Here is a 21,730-nt window from a genome sequence, read left to right on the forward strand (position 1 = left end):
TCTCTCCTGGGGTGGAGTGGGGTGGGATGGGGTGGGGGGTGGGACGTGCGGGTGCGGGACGGCGGTCAGACGAGGCCTTCGCCGCCGTCGACGTCGATGACGTTCCCGGTCATCCACGACGAGTCGGTGGCCGAGAGCATGACGACGGCCTCGGCGACGTCCTCGGGGACGGTGAGCCGGCCGTGCGGGTTGGACTCCGTGGCGTACCGGGCCAGTCCGTCGCTGCCGGGGATGCGCAGCAGCGCCGGGGTGAGGGTCAGGCCGGCGCGCAGGGCGTTCACCGACACGCCGGAGGGGGCCAGTTCGACGGCCAGCTGGCGCACGTGCGCGGCCAGGGCGGACTTGGCGGCCGACACCGCACCGTAGTTGGGCATCACCCGGCCGTCGCCGCGGCTGGTGAGCGCGAACACCTTGGCGCCGCGCGGCAGCAGCCCGGCCACGTACAGGTCGCGCACCCAGTAGACGAGGCTGTGGCCCATGACGTCGACGGTCATGTCCATCTGCCGGGGGGTGATGACCTCCTCCTGCCCCTCCTGGGGGAGGAAGGGCAGCAGGCTGCCGAAGGCGAGGGAGTGCAGCAGCACCCGTACGCCCGCCGGCCCGGCCAGCTCGGCGAGCAGCGGCACCAGCTCGGCGCGGGTCTGCTTGCTCGCGGCGTTGCGGTTGTGGAAGGACACCTGCACGCCCGTGGCGCGCAGCTCCTCCACCAGCTCGTCGACCTCCTCCTGCTGGGCCGCCGTGCCGAAGTGGACGCCGAAGACGTTCGCGCCCTCCTTGGCCAGGGCCCGCGCGGTGGCCCGGCCCATGCCGCTGGAGGCGCCCAGGACGAGGCACCAGGAGCCCTTGAGGGAAGTCAGCATGTGTACCTCTCAGTTGGTGGGTTCGGGGGTGTGGGCCGCGGCGAGCGCCACGTTGCCCGCGCGGGAGGCGACGACGACCAGCCGGCTGCCGCCGCCCGCCGGGAGGGGGCGCTCGGCCAGCCGGACCACGGGGGCGAGCGACCCGGCCCGCGCCCCGGACCGTCGGACGGACACCGGTGCGCGCCCCGCGCACCAGGCGCGCAGCACGCGGGCGACCGTGTCCCCGACGGGCGAGGGATCGGCCAGCAGCTCGACCTCGTGCGGGGCCGGGCCGCTCGCGCAGAGGGCGTCCAGTGCCTGCCGTACGGAGTCCTCCGCCCGCCCGCGGCCGTCGGCCCCGGACAGCGCCGGCGGCGGGAGGAAGCGCAGTACGGTCCGCAGCACCGCGCCGCCGGCCGGTACGGGTCCGCCCGCCGGACGCAGCACGAGCAGCGCGGCGCCGGCCTCGGGCTCGGCGTCGCCGGGGCGGGGATCGGGCGCCTCGGCCGCTCCGGCCAGCACCACGGCGCCGCGGCCCGCGGCCAGTTCGAGGGCGGCCAGGTGCAGGGCCTCGACCCCGGCCACCCGCGGTGAGGTCACCGTCAGGTTGAAGCCCTTGAGCACGTGCTCGGTCGACAGGCGGGCGGCGACGAGGTTGACGGAGAAGTACGGCACGCTCATCGGGCTCAGGGCTCCGGCCCCCTCGCGGCGGACCGTCTCCTCGATGCCGGCGTGCAGGGCCGCCACGGCGCTGTTGGTGCCGACGACGGCGCCGCGCAGCTCCGGGGCGTGCCGGCCGGCCTCGTGACCGGAGGTCTCCAGGGCCGTCCGGGCGGCCGCGAGCAGGTACTGGCAGGCGGGCGGCAGGTACTTGTGGCCCCGGCCCAGCCGGGCGCGGTGGTCGAACCACGCGGCGTCCGGGGGCGTGCCGTCCGGCGGTACGACCAGCGCCGCGCCGTGGACCACGGACTCGGCCACCACGGCGCGCGGCGCCGCCGTCCCGGCTTGCGTCCCCGTCATCGTGCCCCGCCCCCGAAGACCATGGAGAAGTTGCTGCCGCCGAAGGCGTACGCGTTGACCAGGAGGTTCGGGTGCTCCAGCGGGGTCGGCCCGTCCTGCGGCAGCCGGACCGGGCACGCGGGGTCCGGGCTGGCCAGCGGGACGTTGGCGGGGATCTCGCCGTGCCGGGCGATCAGCGCGGCGGTGACGGCGGCGAAGGCCGCCGCGGCGCCGGCGGTGTGCCCGATGAAGGCCTTCAGGCTGAACAGCGGTGTGGCCGGGGCGCGGTCGCCGAGCACCTCGCGCAGGACCCGGTACTCGATCACGTCGTTCTGCACGGTGCCGGTGCCGTGCGGGATGACGCACCCGATGTCGCCGGGGGTCCGCCCCGCTCCGTCGAGGGCCGCGCGGGCCACCCGGACCGGCTGTTCGCCGCCCGGGTCCGGGGCGGTGGGGTGGTGGGCGTCGCAGCTCCACGCGGTCCCCAGCACCCTGCCGTACGCGGGGCGGCCGGCCGCGGCCCGCGGCGACTGGAGGACGAGCACGGCGGCCCCCTCGCCGAAGACGGTGCCCCGGCGTTCGGCGTCGAAGGGACGGCAGGCCTCGGGGTCGGCCGCGCCGAGCCGGCTGAAGCTCGCCGGCGGCACCCAGGCGATGCCTTCCGCGCCTCCCAGCAGCACGGTGTCCGCCTCGCCGCGGCGGATCAGGTCCACGGCGACGGACAGCGCGTACCCGCTCGCGGCGCAGGCGTTGCTGACGCTGATGTTCGGGCCGAAGGTGCCGAGTTCCGCGCCCACCGTGGCGGCGACGGAGAACACCGGCTCCCAGGTCCCGGCGGGCGCGCCGCCGCGGACGCCGTCGCCGTCGCCGTCGCCGTCGCCCGGGCCCTCGGCCGTGCTCTGCGCCGTGCCGCTGTGGTCGCCCTCGCGTCCGCCGCCCTCGCCGCCGGCCGTGCCGATGACCACGGCCGCCCCGGCGATCTCGCGCGGCTCCAGGCCCGCGTCCGCGACCGCCTCGCGGGCGGCGCTCAGGGCGAACCGCGTGGCACGGCCCGGCGCCGCGTGCGCCGCCCGCGCGGCGTCCGTCGCGGGGACGCCGTCGGGCACCTGGTAGGCGAGGACGTCCGGTACGCGCTCGGTCAGGCCGGGTACGGCGGTGGGCCGCCCGGCGGCGGCCTTCAGGCCCGCCCAGAACTCGTCCGCGGTGCCGCCGAGGCAGCTGACCGCGCCGATGCCGGTGACGAGGACATCGGGGGTGGCAGAGGCGTCCAAGGGGTCAACCCGCCTTCGTGGGAGCCGCGGACGGCGCGGCGAGGTGGTCGGCGAGCAGCCGGTGGACCGCGTCGGCGAACGGCCCGGGCCGCTCGGTCATCGGGAAGTGGCCGCAGTCCCGCAGCAGTTCCAGTCGCCCCTGCGGCAGGGCGTCCGCCAGCAGGACGGCGTCCGCCGGTGCGGCGAAGCGGTCGTGCTCCCCGGCCACGACGAGCACGGGCAGGTCCAGGCCCCGCACGTCGACGAAGGGGCTGCGCAGGTAGCTCTCCCAGAAGCGCAGCCAGCCGTACGGACCCACGCGGTCGCGCACGAGGACGGCCATGTCCCGCACCGTCCCGGGGGCCCGTCGGCGGTCGGAGGAGACCCGCAGCGCCTCCTCGAGCACCTCCTGGAAGGTGCCGAGGTAGTGGCCGGCGGTGTCCCAGTGGAAGTCGGCCGGGTCCCTGCGGTGGAAGGGCGATACGAGGACCAGGGCGCGGGGCCGCTCGGCCCGCGGGGCCCCGGCGAGGTACTCCAGGGCGAGGACGGCCGCGAAGGAGTGCGCGACCACGACGTCGGCCCCGCCCGGCACCCGGCCGAGCGCGGCGCCGATCCACTCGGCGGGATCCCCCCGGTGACTCCACTCGGACCCGCCGGCCGTTCCCCAGGGCAGTTCCGCGTTCCACAGCTCGACGCCGGGCCGGGCGAGTTCGCGGAAGGACCGCCAGGTGGTGCCGCTCGCCGCCAGGCCGTGCAGGGTGAGCACGCGCACCGGGCCGGCGCCGCGGGCGGGCCGCTCCAGCCGGACCGCAAGACGACTCCCGCTCATCCGCCCCCCCGTTCCCGGACCGCCTCGGCCGCTTCTTTCGAAAGAATGGCGCCGACCCGGCAATGGTGAATTCCGATCGACGCGGCCGGTTTTCCCTTCCACGCGAAGTGCGGAATTGTCCCGAGCCGACGGCGAGCGTACCCGGGCATGACTAAAACGAGACTAAACAGTTCTGCCCGCACGGCAGTTGGTCGAGGCCGCGAAGGAAATTAAGGCAGGCTTTAGGGGGCTTTTTGGGGAGCGTGTCTACGCTATTGCGGAAGCCGAATCAAGGAGAGAGCGATGCTCGACAAGGTCATGGACCGGCTGCATGATCCGGCGGTCTACGCCCTGCCCGCCATGGCGCTGCTGATCGTGATCGAGATGCTGGCGATCAGGTTCGGCGACGACCACGACGAGCGCCCCGGCTACGACCTGCGGGACCACCGGGCGAGCATCCTCACGGGATTCGGCGCGCTGTTCTCGTCCACCCTGCTGCGGACCGTGGCCCTCGCGCTCTACCTGCTGGTCTACGAGTACATAGCGCCCTGGCACCTGTCGTCCACGTCGTGGACCACGTGGGTGTTCCTCTTCTTCGGCGTGGAGTTCCTCCTCTACTGGTACCACCGCGCCGCGCACGGCATCCGGCTCATCTGGGCCGGCCACCAGGTCCACCACTCCAGCCAGTACTTCAACCTCTCGACCGCCCTGCGCCGCAAGTGGGCCCAGTGGTTCGAGAAGATGATCTGGCTTCCGCTGCCGCTGCTCGGCGTACACCCCGCGCTGGTCTTCACCATGCACTCGGTGCACCTGGTCTACGGGCTGTTCGCGCACACCGAGAAGATCGGCAAACTGCCGCGCCTCATCGAGTACGTCTTCGTGACGCCCTCGCACCACCGCGTCCACCACGGCACCGACCCGGAGTACCTGGACAAGAACTTCGGCAGCATCCTGATCTTCTGGGACCGCATGTTCGGCACGTTCCAGCCCGAGGTGCAGCGCCCCACGTACGGCCTCACCAAGCAGATCGAGACCTTCTCCATCTGGCGGATCCAGGTGCACGAGTTCGCCACCATGTTCCGTGACGTGCGCGGGGCGAGCACGCTGCGCCACAAGCTCGGCTACGTCTTCGGCCCGCCCGGCTGGAAGCCCGCCGAGGACGGCGCCGGCCGGCCCGACGCGGGGACCCGCGACGGCGCCCGCGAGACGTCCGGCCGGGCGGCCGCGGGACAGCCGGGTGAACTCCTCACATGAGCGGGGCGAGCGGACACACCGCGACGGCCGAGGGAAAGGACCCGGCGTCGCCGCCGCGCCGCGGGGTGCGGGGCCACCCCTGGCTGACGCTGCTGACCCTCTCCGTGGGGGCCATGATGGTCTCGCTCGACGGAACGATCGTCACCGTCGCCCAGCCCGCCATGCAGGACGCCCTCGGAGCGAGCCTGACCGGCATCCAGTGGGTGACGAACGGCTACCTCCTCGCGGTCGCCGCCCTGCTGATCGTCGCGGGCCGGCTCGGGGACCGCTACGGCCACCGCACCGTCTTCCTCGTGGGAGCCGCGGGCTTCACGGCCACCTCCGTCGCCATCGGCGCCTCCGGCAGCCTGGGCTGGGTCATCGGCCTGCGCGTCCTGCAAGGGGTGTTCGGCGCGCTGATGCAGCCGGCCACCCTCGGCCTGCTGCGCACCGCCTTCCCGGCCGAACGCCTCAACATGCCGATCGCCGTGCGCAGCTCGGTGATCGCCGCGTCCACCGCGGCCGGGCCCGTCGTGGGCGGCCTGCTGGTCGAACACGCCTCGTGGGGCTGGGTGTTCTTCCTCAACGTCCCGCTGGGCGCGGTGGCCCTGGCCCTGGGCGTCCTCGTCCTGCGCGACACGCGCGGCGCGGCCGCGCCCGGCCGGCCGGACCTGCTGGGCACGGCCGTACTGGGCGGTGCGCTGTGCCTGCTGGTCGGTGGCCTGGCCCTGGTCGCCGACCAGGGCCGGCCCGATGCCCGGTCCCTGGCCCTGCCGGCCGCGGCGCTGCTGCTCGGCGGCTTCTTCGCCTGGTGGGAGCGGCGCGCCGACGATCCCCTGGTGCCGCCGCGCCTCTTCCGGTCGCGGCGCTTCACGGTCGGCGTGCTGACGCTGCTCTCCATGGCCTTCGTCATGGTCGGCGCCCCGTTCGTCCTGATCTTCTACTTGCAGAACGTGCTCGGGCTGTCCCCGGCCGACTCGGGCATCCGGGTGCTGGGCCTGACCCTGCTGATGATCGTGGGCGCACCGCCTGCGGCCGTGTGGATCAGCCGGTCCGGGCCCCGGACCCCGGTGGTCCTCGGACTGTCCGTCACGGCCGTGGCCATGTGCGCCCTGTCCCGGCTCGACGCGCAGTCGGGGACCCTGCAGATGACGCTGTGCTTCTTCCTGCTCGGGCTGGGTTTCAGCCCGGTGATGGTCGGCGCCACCAAGCTCGTCGTCAGCAGCGCGCCGGTGGAGCTGTCCGGTGTGGCCGGTGGCATCCAGCAGACGTCCATGCAGGTGGGCGGCAGCCTGGGCATCGCCGTCGTGGGCGCCCTCGTCGCGGCGCACAGCGCCTCGGCCCTGCCCGGCCGGCTGGCCGCGCAGTCCGTGGCGGTCGCGCCCGGAACCATGGACGAGGCGGTCCGCAGGGCGGCCGTCGGCCTGGCACCGGAGCCCGGGTCGGTGGACGCGGCTCAGGCCGTCCTGACCGGGATCGCCCAGTCGGTGTTCCTGGAGGGCATGCAGCAGGCCCTGCTGGCCACCGCGGCGGTGGCCGCGCTGGGCGCCGTCGCCGGTCTCTTCGCGGGGCGCGGGCGCGCGGGCGGAGGGCACGGCGCGTGATCGAGCGGATCCTGCCCGCCGGGGTGGCCAGTTCGGCCCAGTACGCCGACGTCACTGCCGACTCGCTCTACCCGGAGGAGCTGGCCGCGGTGGCCGGGGCCTCCGAGGGACGCCGGCGGGCCTTCGCCACCGGACGGCACTGCGCGCACCGCGCGCTGGACCGCCTCGGCGTACCCGCCGGGCCGCTGCCCGTCGGCGGTTCGGGCGAACCGCTGTGGCCCGCGGGGGTGGCCGGGGCCATCACCCACTGCGAGGGCTACCGCGCGGCGGCCGCCGCCCGCTCCACGGAGCTGGCGGGGCTCGGCATCGACGCCGAACCACACGTCCCGCTGCCCCGGGGGGTCCTGGAGGCGGTGGCGCTCCCGCACGAGCGCGGCCGGCTGCGGGCCCTGTCGCGGTACCGGCCGGGGCTGCACTGGGACAAGGTCCTCTTCAGCGCCAAGGAATCCGTCTACAAGGCGTGGTTCCCGCTCACCGGGCGCTGGCTCGACTTCACCCAGGCCGAACTCCGCTTGCGCCCCGCACCGGGCCCGGCCGCCACCGGCGGCGAGTTCCACGCCCGCCTGCTCGTCGAGGGCCCGGTCGTGGCCGGCCGCACCGTACGGCACTTCACCGGGCGCTGGCTGGTGGCCGACGGGCTGGTGATCACGGCCGCCACCGTCTGACCGCCCCCCACCCGCACGAACGCGGACTACAGGAGAACGCATGACCACCGGTACGACAGAGGCACGCGGGGAGCACAGGACCTCCGGAGCCCGGCAGCTCCGGGAACTGTTCGCCCGCCCCGGCACCGTACGCATCATCGGCGCGCACAACCCGCTCGGTGCGCGCCTCGCCGAGCGGGCCGGCTTCGACGGGGTCTGGTCCAGCGGCCTGGAGGTCTCGGCCTCCCAGGGCGTGCCCGACACCGACATCCTGACCATGAGCGAACTCCTCGCCACGGCCGCCTCGCTGGCGGCGGCGGTCGAGGTGCCCGTCGTGGCCGACTGCGACGCCGGCTACGGCAACGCCCACAACGTCATGAACATGATCCGCCGGTACGAGGCGGCCGGCATCGCCGGCGTCTCCATCGAGGACAAGCGCTTCCCGAAGGTCAACAGCTTCATCCCGGGGCGTCAGGAACTGGCCCCCATCGCCGAGTTCTGCGGGAAGCTGCGCGCCGCCAAAGCCGCCCAGAGCACCCCCGACCTCATGGTCATCGCCCGGATCGAGGCCCTCATCGCGGGCTGGGGCATGGACGAGGCCCTGCGCCGCGGCGAGGCGTACGCCGCGGCCGGCGCCGACGCGGTGCTGATCCACGCCAAGGGCAGCTCCCCGGAGCCGGTGCTGCGCTTCCTGGAGCGCTGGGCCCTGCCGACCCCCGTCGTCGTGGTCCCCACCACCTACCACACCATCACGGCCACCGAACTGGCCGAGGCGGGCGCCAAGATGGTGATCTACGCCAACCACGGCCTGCGCGCGGGCATCGCCGCCGTCACCGAGACCTTCGCCTCGATCCTGCGCGACGACCGCACGACCGGCATCGAGGACCGGATCGCCCCGCTGGCCACCGTGTTCGACCTCCAGGGCATGCCGCTCCAGAAGCAGCACGAGGCCGCGTACGTCACCCCGTACGCGAGCCGGGCGCGCGCCGTCATCGTCCCCGGCCCGCCCACCGCACCCGGCGCCGGCCTGCTGGCCGAGCAGAGCACCGCGCTGCGCCGGGCCGACATCGCCTCGGTGTCGGCCACGGCGGGCGCCCACGGCCACGCGCACGAGGCCCCGCAGGACGTCACGCTCCTGCCCGCGCAGGCGGACGCCGCAGGCGCCGTACTGGCCCTGGACGACGCCTACCTCGCGGGCACCGTGCTGGTCTCCGACGACGTGTTCGTGGAGGGCGAGCCGCTGCGCCGGCTCGTCGCCGCCGGCGGCGACCTCGCCGTCCTCGTCGACGTGTCCGCCGGGCCCGGCGCCACGCGCCGCACCGACGCCCTGCCGCTGGCCCTCGACTCCGAGGCCCGCGACGGCCGCCGCATCGGCGGCGCCGCGGGCAGCGCGGTCCTCGCCGCCACCGGCCCCCTCGCGGACGGCGAGTTCGCCGGCGCCGCGGCCTTCTCCGCCGCCGGCTTCACCGCGCTGCGCCAAGTCGCCGAGAAACGCCGCGCCGACGGCTCTGAGGCCACCCTGGCCGACCTGCTCGGCGACCTGCTCGCCGCCGGGCACCGCGTCCGGGCCGTGGAGATCGGCTCCGGCTGGCTGGAACTGCGCACCCCGCAGGACGTCCGCCGCGCCACCGAGCTGTTCGCCGCCCGGGAGAGCGGCCGGTGACCGCGCGGACCACACGGAGCACGCGGACCGGAGGGACCGCACGGCCCCCGGCGGCGACCCGGGGCGTCCTGGAACCGCGCGCCCTGGTCGACCTGCTCCGGCGGCACGGGTACGGACCCTTCACCGGCGTGCCCTGCTCCTTCCTCGGCCCCGTCATCTCCTGCCTGGAGGCCGAACACCCGAAGGAGTACGTCATCGCGGCCAACGAGGGCGAAGCCGTCGCCCTGGCCGCGGGCGCCGTGCTCGCCGGGCGCCGGCCGGTGGTCATCCTCCAGAACTCCGGGCTGGGCAACACCGTCAACCCGCTGACCTCCCTGTGCCACACCCTGCGCCTGCCGGTCCTGCTCCTCGTCACCTGGCGGGGCCGCCCCGGCCACCCCGACGAGCCGCAGCACGAGCTGATGGGCCGCATCACCCCCGACCTGCTGACGTCCATGGGCGTGCGCAACGAACTGCTCCCGGACGACCCCGCGCTCCTCGCGCCGAGGCTGGAGGCGGCCACCGCGCACATGGCCGCCACCGGACTGCCGTTCGCCTTCATCGTGCCCAAGGGCGCCCTCGCCCCGTACGAGGCCCCCGGCCGGTCCGCGGCCGCGACCGAAGCCCCGGCCGGCCCGCGGCTGATGAAGCGGGCCGAGGCGATCGGCCACATCGTCTGCGCCATGGACCCGCGCACCCTGCTCGTCGCCACCACCGGCAAGACGGCGCGGGAACTGGAACGGGACCGCGACCGCCCCGAGAACCTGTACGTCGTCGGCTCCATGGGCTGCGCCTCCAGCGTGGCCCTCGGCGTGGCGATGCACGCCCCGGACCGCCGCGTCGCCGTCCTCGACGGCGACGGCGCCGCACTCATGCGGCTGGAGGCGATGGCGACCATCGGCCGGCAGACGGACACGGACCTGTGCCACCTCCTGCTCGACAACGAGTCCTACGAGTCCACCGGCGGCCAGCCCACCGCCTCCGCCGGCGTCGACTTCGCGGCGATCGCCACGGCCTGCGGCTACCGGGCCGCCCACGACGTCGCCGACGCGGACTCCCTGCGCGCCGCGGTGGTGCGCGCGCAGCGGGACGGGGGAGCCCAGCTGATCCGCGTCCGCATCGCCCCCGGCTCGGATCCGAACCTCGGCCGCCCGGCCCTCGCCCCGCCCGCCTCGGCAGCCCGATTCAAGGAAGCGATCGCCCGATGAACGACAGCACGCCGGCCCGCCCGGAGCGGCTCGTCCTCATGAACCCCGGTCCCGTCAACACGGATGACCGGGTGCGCGCGGCGCTCGCCGGACCCGACATGTGCCACCGCGAGCCGGAGTTCTCCGACCTGCTCACCCGCGTACGGCACAAGACCACCCTGGCGGCCGGCGGGGACGAGCGGCACACCTCCGTCGTCCTCACCGGCTCGGGCACCGCCGCCGTCGAGGCCGCCGTCAGCTCCGCCGTGCCCCGGGACGGCGCCCTCCTCGTCATCGACAACGGGCACTACGGCGAGCGGTTCCGGCACATCGCCGACGCGCACGGCATCCGCAGCCACCGGCTCCGACTGGGCTGGGCCACACCCGTGGACCTCACGGCCGTGGACCGGGCCCTGGCCGCGGACCCCGGCCTGACCCACGTCGGCGTGGTCCACCACGAGACCAGCAGCGGCATGCTCAACGACGTGGCCGGGGTGACCCGGATCGCGCACGCGCACGGCCGCGAGGTCGTCGTCGACGCCGTCAGCAGCATCGGCGCCGAACGCCTCTCGCTGGCCGCCGACGGCGTCGACTGGCTGGCGGGCTCCGCCAACAAGTGCCTGGAGGGCGCCCCGGGCCTCGGCTTCGTCAGCGCGGCCAGGACCGCCTTCGAAGCGCTGGCCGACGCCCCGCGCCGCAGCTACTACCTCGACCTGCACCGGCACCACACCGCCCAGGAGAAGGCCGAGGCCCCGGCGTTCACCCCCGGCATCCCCGCCTTCTACGCCTTCGACACCGCCCTCGACCTGGCCCTCGCCGAGGGCTGGGAGGCCCGCCACGCGCGCTACTCGGCCCTCGCCGGGCGGCTGCGCGACGGCCTGGAGGCACTCGGCCTGGAGCTCCTGCTCCCGCCGGAACAGCGGGCCGCCTCCCTCACGGCCGTCCGCATCCCGGCCGGCACCGGCTACGCCGCCCTGCACCGGGGCCTGCGCGCCGAGGGGTTCGTGATCTACAGCGCCCAGGAACAGCTGGCGGCGGACTTCTTCCGGCTCTCCACCATGGGCCGGATGACCGGGCAGGACATCGACCGCTTCCTCGGGGCGCTCGCCCGCACCCTCCCGGACCGTCACTGACCCGCCACCCTCCCGGACCGGGACCGACCCGCACCCCGGCCGATCCGTTTCGACCACCGAATGAGGCGCCCGTGACCACCCCCCGAGCTGACGCGTCCGGCAGCCCCGCGGCGACGGCGGAGCCCTACCGGCTCGCCGTGGTCGGGGGCGGCCCCCGGGCCACGTACGCGCTGGAGAGGCTCTCGGCGACGATCGACCGGCTCGGGCCCGGGCGCCGCCTGGAGGTCCACCTCTACGAACGCACCGGCGCGTTCGGCGCCGGCCAGGCCCACAGCCCCGACCAGGCACGCACCAGCTACCTCAACCGGATCGGCGCCCAGGTGGGCTTCGCCGCCGACGAGACGGTGAACGGCGCCGGCCCGCTGCGCCCCGCCGCCCGGCGGCCCACCCTGCACGAGTGGTGCCGGCGCCGCTTCGAGGAGACCGGCGACCCGGACCTCGACCTCGGCCCGGAGGACTGGCCCAAGCGCTACGTGCACGGGCTCGCCCTGAGCGACATGTTCCGGGCCTTCGCCGCGGACCTGCGCCGCCACCCGGGCGCCGAACTGCGGCTGCACCATGCGGAGGTCGTGGACCTCGCCCCCCTCGCCGACCACCGGCTGGAGGTCGTCACCGCCGACGGCGCACGCCGCCCCGCGGACGAGGTGCTGCTGCTGACGGGCCACTCGTACCACGATCCGCGGCGCTCGGCCGGCCCCGCCGTCGGCGGCGGGACCCGCCACGTGCCGCACCCGTACCCGTTGGAGGACCGGCTCGACGCCGACACCTGCGGACCCGGCACGGTCGTCGGCTGCGCCGGCATGGGCCTCACCGCGATCGACACGATCCTGCACCTGACCGAGGGCCGCGGCGGCACCTTCCACGAGGACGCCTCCGGCCTGGTCTACCGCCCGAGCGGCCGGGAGCCGGCCGCCGTCGTGGCCTTCAGCGGCTCCGGACTCTTCACCTTCGCCCGGCCCGACAACCACAAGCCCAGCGACGGCTCCGGGGACCACCCCGGCACCTTCCTGACGCGCGAGGCGGTCGACCAGCTGCGCGCCCACGCCGGCCGGCCCCCGGCCGACGGCGGACCCGGACGCGCGCAACTGGACTTCGAGCGGGACCTGCTGCCCCTGGTCGTCCTGGAGATGGCCCACCTGCACTACGTCACCCTCTTCGGCCCCGCCGCTGCCCTCCTGCTGACCCAGCGCGCCCTGCCGGGCTACCTGGCCTTCGTGACGGGCACGCCCGCCGACGGCCCCGGCCACCTCCTCGCCCCGCTGGAGCGGGCCGTGGACGCCGTAGCCGACGTCCTGGAGTCCGTCCTGCGCGGCAAGTCCACGCTGTCCGCCGCCCAGGGCACGGTCTCCTGGCAGGTACGGGACGTCCTGCTGCACTGGACCCGGACCGTCTACGGCACCGCGGCCGAGGCCGAGGTGCGCAGCCACCTCGACCGCTCCCTGCCGCCCGGCCCGGTGACCGACGCCCTCTCCTCCGCCTGGGGACTGGAGACCTACCTGCACGGCAACCGCTTCGACTGGCACCGCGCCGTCTCCCCGGTGCCGCCCGCCGGCTCCCCCGGGGAGTTCCGCACGTCGGTCCGCGCGTTCATGGCGCGCGACCAGCTGTGGGCCCGGCAGGGCAACGTGCACAACCCCCACAAGGCGGCCGCCGACGGCGTCTGGCGCGACCTGCGCCAGGTCCTCTCGTACGCGGTGGACCACGGGGGCCTGACCGCGGCCTCCCAGCGGCACTTCCTCCAGCGGTACGTGCGCCACCACAACCGGCTGGCGAACGGCGCGGCCGCCGAGATCATGGCCAGGATGGCCGCCCTCATCGACTGCGGGCTGCTGGACGTGGGCGCCGGACCGGACGCCCGGGTCCGCCTCGACGAGAGCACCGGCAAGGCCGTGGTGGAGGGCCCGCACACGGGTCTGTCCCGCCCCGTCGACGTCCTGGTCGAGGCCCGCATGCACGGCTTCGACCCGCGGCTCGACGTGCTGCCGCTCTACCGGAACCTGCTGGACCGGGGCCTGGTGCGGCTGTGGCGCAACGAGTCCGCGGACGGCGAGGTCTTCCAGCCGGGCGGGCTCGACCTGACCCCGGAGTTCCACCCCGTCACCTGCGACGGCACGCCGGACCCGCGGATCACCGTCCTGGGCGTGCCCGCCGAGGGCGCCCGGTCCTTCCTGCTGTCGGCGCTGCGCCCGAACGCCGACCACTACGTCATGCGGGACACCCTGGTGTGGCTGGACCGCTTCTGGCCGAGGGCCACGGCCCGCTGACCCCGCGGGCCGCCGACCCTCCCCGGCGGGCCGCGGAACCACCGAGGGGCCCCCGCGCGGTGCGGGGGCCCCTCGGCATGCCGGTGCCGCGGGTCTAGAACATGTCCTTGACGACGCCGACGGCGACCAGGCCCGCCACCACCAGCACACCGATGGCGACGAGCCCGGCGCGGCGCCAGGCCGGCACCGCGCACACGGCGACGAGCGCCGGTCCCAGCGCCAAGCCGACCAGGTTCGGCGCGTCGGTGGCGGGGGCGTCGTGCGGTGCGAGGGGGCCGATGATCGCGAGCGCGTAGGTCTGCAGCGCGAGGGAAGCCGCCGCTGCCGCCTTGCGCGGCCGTACCCCGACCAGGGGCAGGGCGACGGCGAAGACGACCGCGGCGAGGACCGCCCACATCAGGAAGCCCGTGACCGGGTAGTGCGGGAAGCAGATCTGGTTGCCGCCCGCGCAGCTGCGGATCGATTCGGCGCTGGCCCACTGCCACAGGGCGAGCGCCAACCACCCGGTGAGCGCGCCGGTCGACGCGGAACCGAGGACGCCGTAAGCCTTCTTCATGGGCCGAGCCTTTCAGAGGAACAGGCGGGGGCCCTGAGTACGGATACTCAGGGCCCCGTCAGCCGGAGGCTGTCACTTCATCGGACTGTTGAGCGTCTTCTGCAGGGAGTCCGCGTAGTGCCGGGCGCCCGCGATCTTCGGGTGGAAGGACTGGGCGGACGGCTTCTGGATGTCCTCCTCGTCACTGGGGGTCTTGTCCGCGACGATGCCGTGGATCGTCTCGGGACTGCCGCAGATCCCCTGGCCCGCGAACTCCTTCGCAGGGTCGGAGAACCAGGCCTTGACACCGGCCGCCCTGGCGTCGGCGGCGGCCCCGTTCATTTCCCCGGCCAGGAGGGTGCCGATCCCGTTGATCCACGGGGTCTCGGCGGTACCGATGCCCGGGACGCAGCCCCCGGAGCCTTCGAGCAGGGGCGGGTAGCCCATCAGCACGATCTTGGCGTTGGGTGCCCGCTCGGCGATCTCCTTGAGCGTGGTGACGATCGAGGGCCGCACCTTCTCCTTGATCAGTCGCGGCTCGGTGACCTTGAGCGTTTCCGACTGGCCGCTGAGCTTCGCGTCCTGGCAGGGGATGAGCCCCGCCATGAAGATGCATTCCGTGATGACGTCGGTGAACTGGGCGTCGTTGCCACCGATCGACATCGTCACCAGGCTGGTGTTCTGGTCGAGATAGCCCTTGTCGAGCTGCGGGAGTTCACCGAAGGAGGCCTGGCCGGCCTGGCCTTCGGCGTTCTTGGCGTTCTTGGCGCCCTTGTCGTCATGGGCGGAGAGGATGTTCTCCGTCTGCGCACCCGAGCAGGCGATCAGGTGGTAGTCCATGTTGCCGTCGCGGTCGTCGGACATGGCGCCGATCGACTTGGAGTAGCCCGGCAGGGTGGCCTGGCGCGACCACGCGTACTTGGACCGGTGGCAGCCGTTGCGGAGCTTCTCGTCCTTGCCGAAGAGGTCGGTCTCCTTGTAGTAGTCACCACCGCCGGAGACGGAGGCACCCTCACCCGAGGAGTACGAGTCACCCATGGCGACCACGAAGTTCGCCGGCTTGGCACCGAGCGGCTGGAAGCCGACGGCGTCCCAGGCGATGTCCTCGGAGCCGTCACCGTCGATGCTGTGGCTCGTCAGGGTCACCTGCGGGCTGCCGGTCGTGAAGTTGAAGACGCCGAGGTCCGCCCACTTGTTCTCCAGCACCCGCTGCGGCTGCACGCGCACGGGGCTGCTGGAGTCGGTGCCCTTGATCTCGTAGGCGGCCTGCCGGGTGTGCGCCCCGTGGTCCGGGATGTGGACCCACACGCGCATCCAGCCGCGGTCGGGCTTGTTCAGCGTCCAGGTCCCGGAGGTGTAGAGGCGCGCGCCGTCGGGCGTGCCCTTGCTGCGGGTGTGCGTGAACCAGAAGTGGTTGCGGAAGCCCGCGCCGACCTGGTGCATGTCCATCTTGCTGGGGTAACCGCCGCCCGCACCGCTGAAGGTGAACTGGAACGTTCCGGCGGACACGTTGTTGGCACAGTTGCGTGATCCACCCGCCGGGTAGTACCCGTTGGGCAGGTCGTCGACGATGTGCGTGCCCTCGGGCAGGCCGATGGTGCAGCGCGGCGGGTACGAGGCCTCGTCCGGCTGCTCCGGATAGGTCTCGTTGAACCGGTGGACGGGATTGCCGCACCGGGCGTCCTTGCAGTTCTTCCAGGTGGCCGGCTTGTTGTACCAGCACTTCAGGTACAACGGGTCCGTGGTGTTCGGGTCGCCGGGGAGCAGGCAGGCGCCCTGGCCGGTCTTGTTCGAGTCGTTGTCGCCGATCTTGGACTTGTCGCAGTCGTTCGACGCGTCGCAGAACAGCCCGATGGGCGGCATCGCCTTGGTGCGCTCGGCCGGGTTGAGCCACCAGGCCTCGCGGAAGCCGGCGGTGAAGTGGCCGGGCTTGTCCATGGCCTCGATCGGGCGGGCCGCCCAGCCGATGACCTTCTCCTGGTACGGCCAGTGCTGCGGGCTGGCGGCGTGGTAGTACGCGTTGTTGCCCAGCGCGTCCTCCAGGAACGGGGTGCGGTTGGCCTTCCACAGCGGGTTCGCCGGGTTGTTGGTCCAGCCCACGCCCCACTTGCCGCTGTTCGCACCCGCGGTCGACTTCGCGTGGTAGCCCGCGTTGTACGCCCACAGGGCGTACGTCCAGTTCTCGATCCACTTCGGGTGACCGTCGTTGATGACCAGGCCGTCCCGGCGAGTGGAGTTCCACTTCTCGATCAGGATGTTCACGCCGGCCGCGATGTTGGCCGCGTAGTCGAGGGCGACGGCCTCCTGCTGGACGACGGTCTTCGGGGTCTCCTTGTCCTTCTCGTGGCCGTGCACGCGCATGCCGTCGGTCACCTGGGTGATGCCGTAACCGCAGTCGGCCTCGTCCCACTTGATGGACCAGGGATCCACCTGCGAACCGTTGGAGGCGTACTTGACCCCGTAGAAGTTGCCGATCAGGGAGTTGGCGGTGACACCGGGCACGGCGTAGCGCGTGGCCTGCCACATGTTCGACTCCTGCGCGGTGATGCCGAGCAGCACCTGCGACGGCACGTGCCACTCGTCGCCGCGGTCCGGAGTGCCGTTGGGGTCGCCGTCCAGCGGGGTGAGCGGGAAGAGGGACTGCGGCGCGTAGGCCGCCATGCCCGTGTTCTTCCAGTTCGCCGGGCGCGTGGCCCACTTGTCGAGCCCGCCGATGACGGTCTGGTTCACCGCCCACTCGACCTGCCGCGGCGTGGGCTGGAAGGCCTGCTTGCGGGGGTCGTTGCGGGGGACCGAGCAGAACCGGTCGGCATCGACGGTGTCGTTGGCCGGAGCCGCCGCCGCTGCCGAGGAGACGCCGGAGGGCGCGTTCTTGGCAGCGGACTTCGGGTCGGACGGGGCGGCCGGCTTGCCGCCGCCGGCGTTCTCCAGGGCGGGGGAGGTGCTCTGGCCGTCCTGGAGGGACTTCCCGCCACCGATCGGGTCGGAGGTCGGGAGGGCGTCTAGCTCGACCGTCCTGCCCGTGTCCATGGCCTTGATCGTGGTGCGCGCGGCGCGGGCGCTCAGCGCGTCCTCGGGGCGCAGCCGGGAGTCCTTGCCGTCGGCCCAGCGGGTCATGACCGCGGCCTGGCCCTCGCTGGAGACCGTGGCCTCCTTGGCGATACCGCCCGGGTTCTTGACCGTACCGGGCAGCTTGCCGGTGTCCGTGGCCGTACCGGTGACGAACACGGTGCCGGACGGGGTGCGGGCCAGGTCGAAGGCCTCCAGCCTGCCGGTGGCCACCTGGATGCCCGCGGCCTTGCCGTCGGCCTTCTTGACGTCGGCGGCGGTGACCCGGTCGACCTCACCCGTCGGCTCGGGCGCGGTGGGACCGCCCTTGGCCGAGGGGGCGAGCACGCCGCCGGGCTTCCCGGCGGGCCTGGCGCCGGGCTGGACGCGGTCGATGAAGGTGACGCCGCCCTCGGCGTCGGCCATCAGCTGGAACGGGATCGCCGAAGTCCGCTTGATCGGCAGGACCTTGGCGTCCTTGCCGTCCTTGCCGTCCTTGGCCACCTTGACCAGGGTGGGGCCCTGGGCGGCGACGATCTCGCCGCCCACCGGGATCGCCGAGGTCACCTGGCCGGGCACCGTCAGGACGTCGGCCTGGGCCGTGGACGCGTCGACGCTGACGAGCCGCGTCTCGTTCTTCGGGGCCGTCTCGTCGGCGAACTGCGAGAAGACGGCCGTGTCGCCCGTGCCGCAGCCGGGGGAGAAGTAGCCGAGGCTGGCCTGCACGGGCAGCTTGGTGATCCGGCCGGACCGCAGGTCGACGAGGGCGGTGAACGCGCCGCGCGCCATCAGCTCCGGCTTGTTGGTGAACGTACGCGGCGCGTACGCGACGGCGGCGTGCGTACCCGACTGGGTCAGGCAGGCGTTGCCGATCCAGGTGTCGGTGTCGAAGCCGGGCTCGGACAGCGTGGCGGCGGTGCGCCACTTGTAGCCGTCCTTCTCGTCGGCGAGCAGGACGTGGAAGCCCGTGCCGTCGCCGGAGGTGGTCCACGCGCGGTCCTTCGACCCGCGGTAGTCCTTGCCGAGGGCCGCGGAGCGGTCCTGCTCGGGGACGGCATCGGGCTTGGGGGCGTCACCGCCGGGGGCCCTGGCGCCCTGGTCGGCCGTCGCGTTCGGGGGCGGGGTCGGCGCCGGGGCGGCGAGCGCCTGCGACGTGGCGATGCCCGCGGCCATGGACAGGGTGAGGGCGGCGGTCACGGGTATCCGTGCCCGCCTCAGTCTGTTGCGGTTCACTCTTCGCTTTCCAAGTTTGTAATGCACATGTCACGACCGCGCGCGTCGGGGGCCCCGGCCCTCCGGGTCGGCGTGTTGCCGGACCGGAGGGGGCTGCCGGACGGTGGGTCGGTGAGCGGGGCGACTAGTTGCAGGCGCCGACGCCGCGCAGGTGGTCGACGACGACCTGGCCGCCCTTCTTCATGTACGAGTAGACGGTGCCGCACCAGCCCTTGTTCTGGTACACGGGACCGGCGTAGGTGGTGAAGGTGCCGAAGTCCTCGGTGTCCGGGGTGCTGGTGTAGTTGTCCTTCAGCCGGACGCCCATGTACTGGGCCGAGCCGGTCTCGTTGTGCAGGACGGCGCAGACCGGCCGGTCGTTGAGCCGCGGGCCGGTCTCCTGGCCGTTGGTGTAGACGTAGATCGTCGCGTAGCGGCGGGCGTCGGGCAGTCGCTCGGCGAGGACGATCTGGTCGTACCCGGCGCCGCACACGGTCGAGGACGCGGCGGCGGCCTGCTTGTTCGCCTGCACGAGGGCCTTGGTGGACGCGGAGGCGTCGGCGGCGATGGTGAAGTGCTGCCCGGGGGTGTCGGCGATGGCCGCCTGGGGGGCGACGAGGCCGAGCGCGGCGAACGTGGTCGCGGTGGCGAGCGTGATCCGCAGCGAGGTCTTCATGGACATGGGGTGGTCACTCCTCTGAATTGCCATGATGTGGCGCGAACGAGGAGGAGCGGTCCGCCGTTTGCTCAGTGTCGGCCCCCCCGACGATCGCTTGGGGAAGCTACCAAGGGCGAATTCGGGAGGAACGACGCATGAAGCCGATACCGCCGGGCATCGGAAGAAATTTAACCGCGGTGCACGAACCGGCTTTAGCCAGAGGATAGGTGCGCCGACCTGCACACCAGCCGGCCCCGGGCGCGGGAAGGCCGGAGCCGCGGTCGCGCGCGACTCCGGCACGGGGCCCCGTGGTGGACCCGAGGCCTACGGCCGGGTGATGCGGACCTGGTAACTGCCGTCGCGCAGCTGCCCCACCACCGAGACGCTGACGCCCGCCTTCTCGTCGGTGAAGGTCTCGCCCGGCCGGAAGGGGGCGTCCGACAGCTCCGCGTGCACGTTGGGCCGCCGCGTGCAGCCGCCGCTCGCGTTCGCGCTGTCCGACACCGTGATCGGGCCGTGCCCGGTGTCCACGTCGGAGTCCACCTTGTAGACGAGGACCCCGGGCTTGCAGACGGCCTCGTCGTTCCCGGCCCGGGTCCGCACCTCCACCGCGTACCCGGCGCTCTCCGAGAGCGGGACGAAGGCCAGTTTCGTACCGCCCCGCACACCCAGCGGGGACAGGGTGTGGTCACTGGTGCCCGGCTTGGACGCGCAGCTGATCTGCGTGCTGTCCAGCCAGCCCAGCTTCCACTTGTGCCAGCCCATCAGGTCGTTGTTGGCGCCCCAGTCCTCGCTCATGATGTCCCAGTGCCCGACCGTGCTCCCGCCGTCGGAGGTGTAGAGGTCGGGCAGCCCGAAGACGTGCCCGTTCTCGTGCGGGAGCACCCGGTAGCCGGTCTCCCGGTAGGTCCCGGAGCCGTCGTCCTGCCGGCTGTAGACGAAGGACGTGTTGGCCAGCGGCACCCCGTCGGCGACGGGGGCCTCGCCGTTGCCCGAGAAGGTCACCGACAGGACGGTGTCCAGGGCGGACGGCCCGGCGTTCGGCGTGAGCAGGATGTTGATCAGGTCGTACCGGCTGAAGTCCACCTCGGGGTCGGCGGCCTTCGCGATGTGCTCGACGAGCTGCCGGTAGCCCGGCTCGTACGGGGACCCGCGCTCGATCCCGTACGCCGCGAAGGGCATCGGCATCCGCAGCCAGGTGCTTATCGGGGCCTCGGGCCGGTAGGTGAGCCGGCCGTACGAGCTGGTGCGGAACCAGTCGGCGGTCTGGGGGAAGAACTCCGCCAGCCGGTCCGCGGCCGTGCCCTCGCCCTTGGCGTCGGGGAAGTCGACCATCAGGTTCAGGGCGCGGACCTCACCGGTGGAGCGCGAGTACCCGGGCGGGGTCGGCAGGCCCTCGGACATCTGCACGCCCATGGTGCCGGCGATCCGGCAGGGCGCGAGGGCCGATTCGACGGTGGTGGCCGCAGGGCCGGCCGCCGAGTGCCCGCGACCGGATATCCCGGTGCTGGCGGTCGCGGAGACGCCGAGGGCCAGCGCGGTCAGACCGATGAACGCGCTGGCGCGGCGGGGCTTGCGTATCCGGTGGCGGGTCTGCGGCATGGAGATCGCCTTCGGGTCCGCGGCAGTCGGCCCTGTCCCCGACTGCGCTCTGTGCGATCACCCTCCGACGGGCGCGGCGCGCCCGCGCGCCGGGAGAGGCCGAACGTGCACGGTGATGTGACTCGGGTCACACGAGCGAGTGAAATAACCGGGGACGCGTTCCCCGTTTGTACGTGAGTCCCGCAAAGCGGGGACCGGCTCCCCGTTTGGGAGGGCCGGACGAGCTGTCCGTACGGCGACCCGTCCGTACCGCGTGTGATCCTGCCAGGGAGGCCCCGGAATGAAGAGCCCCACCGCCACCGCTCCGGCGGCCCCGTCCGCCCTCGTGGCGGCCGTGGACCCGGCCGCGGCCGCGAAGCCGGCTCGCGTACGGGAGGGGGGCGGCGCCCGGGGGGCGGGCACGGCCCGCGCGGGCGGCGTCCCGCGCCCGCGCGCCGACGCCGTGCGCAACCGCGAGCGGATCCTGGCGGCGGCCCGCGAGGTCTTCGTCGAGTTCGGCTCCGCGGCCCCCTTCGACGAGGTGGCCCGGCGGGCCGGCATCGGCAACGCCACCCTCTACCGGCACTTCCCCGACCGCCCCACCCTCGTCCGGCAGGTCGTGCTCTTCGTGATGGACCGGGTCACGGCCTCGGCCGAGGCCTCCCTCGCCGAGGAGCCGGACGCCTTCGCCGCGCTGTGCCGCTTCACGCACGCCGCGGCCGACGAGCGGATCGGCGCCCTGTGCCCGATGCTCGCCGAGGACTTCGACCGCGAACACCCCGAACTCCTCGCGGCGCAGACGGCCTTGCAGACGGCCGTCGAGACGCTGCTGGCCACCGGCCAGGACGCCGGAGTGATCCGTACGGACATCGGCGTCGGCGACCTGATGGTCGCCCTGTCCCAGCTCAGCCGCCCGCTGCCCGGCACCGCCTGCCTCGACACCGACCGCTTCGCCCACCGTCACCTCCAGCTCTTCCTCGACGGGCTGAGGGCACCGGCCCGCTCCGAACTGCCCGGTTCGGCGGCCACGTTCGACGACCTCCGGCAAAAAACCATGTGACGCGCACGAACCTCGCCAACTAGCCTTTTTCAG

At 73.6% G+C, this 21,730-nt stretch carries 16 protein-coding genes; 8 read left to right on the plus strand and 8 right to left on the minus strand.

From position 1 onward, the window contains the following. Window positions 1–65: 65 nt before the first annotated feature. The 4 genes from ACFYP3_RS13100 to ACFYP3_RS13115 are packed head-to-tail and all read right to left on the minus strand — an operon-like array spanning window position 66 to window position 3,917. Entirely contained in the window at window positions 66–860 is a 795-nt protein-coding gene (locus ACFYP3_RS13100) for an SDR family oxidoreductase (protein ID WP_388831050.1), read from the minus strand. A gap of 9 nt (window positions 861–869) precedes the next feature. Continuing rightward, window positions 870–1,859 (minus strand): beta-ketoacyl synthase N-terminal-like domain-containing protein, encoded by a 990-nt coding sequence (locus ACFYP3_RS13105; RefSeq protein WP_388831052.1) that lies wholly within the window; start codon window positions 1,857–1,859, stop codon window positions 870–872. After that, window positions 1,856–3,109: a beta-ketoacyl-[acyl-carrier-protein] synthase family protein gene (locus ACFYP3_RS13110; protein ID WP_388831054.1), complete on the minus strand. Its 1,254-nt coding sequence runs from the start codon at window positions 3,107–3,109 to the stop codon at window positions 1,856–1,858. The genes ACFYP3_RS13105 and ACFYP3_RS13110 overlap by 4 nt, the downstream gene beginning before the upstream one ends. Window positions 3,110–3,113: 4 nt before the next feature. Then, complete coding sequence (locus tag ACFYP3_RS13115) at window positions 3,114–3,917, minus strand: alpha/beta fold hydrolase (protein WP_388831056.1); 804 nt, start codon at window positions 3,915–3,917, stop codon at window positions 3,114–3,116. A 282-nt stretch (window positions 3,918–4,199) separates the two neighbouring features. Here ACFYP3_RS13115 and ACFYP3_RS13120 point away from each other — a divergent pair, with 282 nt between their 5' ends. From ACFYP3_RS13120 to ACFYP3_RS13150, 7 genes are all read left to right on the plus strand, one after another. After that, window positions 4,200–5,150 (plus strand): sterol desaturase family protein, encoded by a 951-nt coding sequence (locus tag ACFYP3_RS13120; protein WP_388831058.1) that lies wholly within the window; start codon window positions 4,200–4,202, stop codon window positions 5,148–5,150. After that, window positions 5,147–6,733: an MFS transporter gene (locus tag ACFYP3_RS13125; RefSeq protein WP_388831060.1), complete on the plus strand. Its 1,587-nt coding sequence runs from the start codon at window positions 5,147–5,149 to the stop codon at window positions 6,731–6,733. The genes ACFYP3_RS13120 and ACFYP3_RS13125 overlap by 4 nt, the downstream gene beginning before the upstream one ends. After that, entirely contained in the window at window positions 6,730–7,398 is a 669-nt protein-coding gene (locus ACFYP3_RS13130) for a 4'-phosphopantetheinyl transferase (protein WP_388831062.1), read from the plus strand. The genes ACFYP3_RS13125 and ACFYP3_RS13130 overlap by 4 nt, the downstream gene beginning before the upstream one ends. Before the next feature lie 40 nt (window positions 7,399–7,438). Further along, a complete protein-coding gene (locus tag ACFYP3_RS13135) occupies window positions 7,439–9,040 on the plus strand; it encodes an isocitrate lyase/phosphoenolpyruvate mutase family protein (protein WP_388831064.1) in 1,602 nt (533 codons plus the stop codon). After that, on the plus strand, window positions 9,037–10,227 hold the full coding sequence (gene aepY, locus ACFYP3_RS13140; RefSeq protein WP_388831066.1) for a phosphonopyruvate decarboxylase: 1,191 nt from the start codon (window positions 9,037–9,039) through the stop codon (window positions 10,225–10,227). Before ACFYP3_RS13135 ends, aepY begins: the two co-directional genes overlap by 4 nt. Continuing rightward, window positions 10,224–11,339 (plus strand): 2-aminoethylphosphonate aminotransferase, encoded by a 1,116-nt coding sequence (locus tag ACFYP3_RS13145; protein ID WP_388831068.1) that lies wholly within the window; start codon window positions 10,224–10,226, stop codon window positions 11,337–11,339. Before aepY ends, ACFYP3_RS13145 begins: the two co-directional genes overlap by 4 nt. A gap of 71 nt (window positions 11,340–11,410) precedes the next feature. Continuing rightward, window positions 11,411–13,603, plus strand: a complete 2,193-nt coding sequence (locus ACFYP3_RS13150; RefSeq protein WP_388831070.1) for an FAD/NAD(P)-binding protein — start codon at window positions 11,411–11,413, stop codon at window positions 13,601–13,603. A gap of 94 nt (window positions 13,604–13,697) precedes the next feature. On the opposite strand, the gene ACFYP3_RS13155 is transcribed toward ACFYP3_RS13150, so the two are convergent. The 4 genes from ACFYP3_RS13155 to ACFYP3_RS13170 all read right to left on the minus strand — a co-directional run bounded on the left by ACFYP3_RS13155 (window position 13,698) and on the right by ACFYP3_RS13170 (window position 20,658). Continuing rightward, the gene (locus ACFYP3_RS13155) at window positions 13,698–14,159 is read right to left on the minus strand and encodes a hypothetical protein (RefSeq protein ID WP_388831072.1); all 462 of its coding nucleotides are present in this window, start codon (window positions 14,157–14,159) and stop codon (window positions 13,698–13,700) included. Between the two features lie 72 nt (window positions 14,160–14,231). Then, window positions 14,232–18,383 carry an SGNH/GDSL hydrolase family protein gene (locus ACFYP3_RS13160; protein ID WP_388831074.1) on the minus strand — a complete coding sequence of 1,384 codons (4,152 nt, stop codon included), beginning with the start codon at window positions 18,381–18,383 and terminating at the stop codon, window positions 14,232–14,234. 160 nt (window positions 18,384–18,543) lie between these two features. Beyond that, window positions 18,544–19,080 carry a hypothetical protein gene (locus ACFYP3_RS13165; protein WP_388831076.1) on the minus strand — a complete coding sequence of 179 codons (537 nt, stop codon included), beginning with the start codon at window positions 19,078–19,080 and terminating at the stop codon, window positions 18,544–18,546. A gap of 300 nt (window positions 19,081–19,380) precedes the next feature. After that, a complete protein-coding gene (locus tag ACFYP3_RS13170; RefSeq protein WP_388831078.1) occupies window positions 19,381–20,658 on the minus strand; it encodes a M6 family metalloprotease domain-containing protein in 1,278 nt (425 codons plus the stop codon). 280 nt (window positions 20,659–20,938) lie between these two features. Between ACFYP3_RS13170 and ACFYP3_RS13175 the strand changes: the two genes are divergently transcribed. Then, complete coding sequence (locus tag ACFYP3_RS13175) at window positions 20,939–21,697, plus strand: TetR/AcrR family transcriptional regulator (RefSeq protein ID WP_388831080.1); 759 nt, start codon at window positions 20,939–20,941, stop codon at window positions 21,695–21,697. The last annotated feature ends 33 nt before the right edge of the window (window positions 21,698–21,730 follow it).

Origin of the sequence: Streptomyces sp. NPDC005533 (genome assembly GCF_042871845.1) — a bacterium.
In the GTDB taxonomy this organism is placed as follows: domain Bacteria; phylum Actinomycetota; class Actinomycetes; order Streptomycetales; family Streptomycetaceae; genus Streptomyces.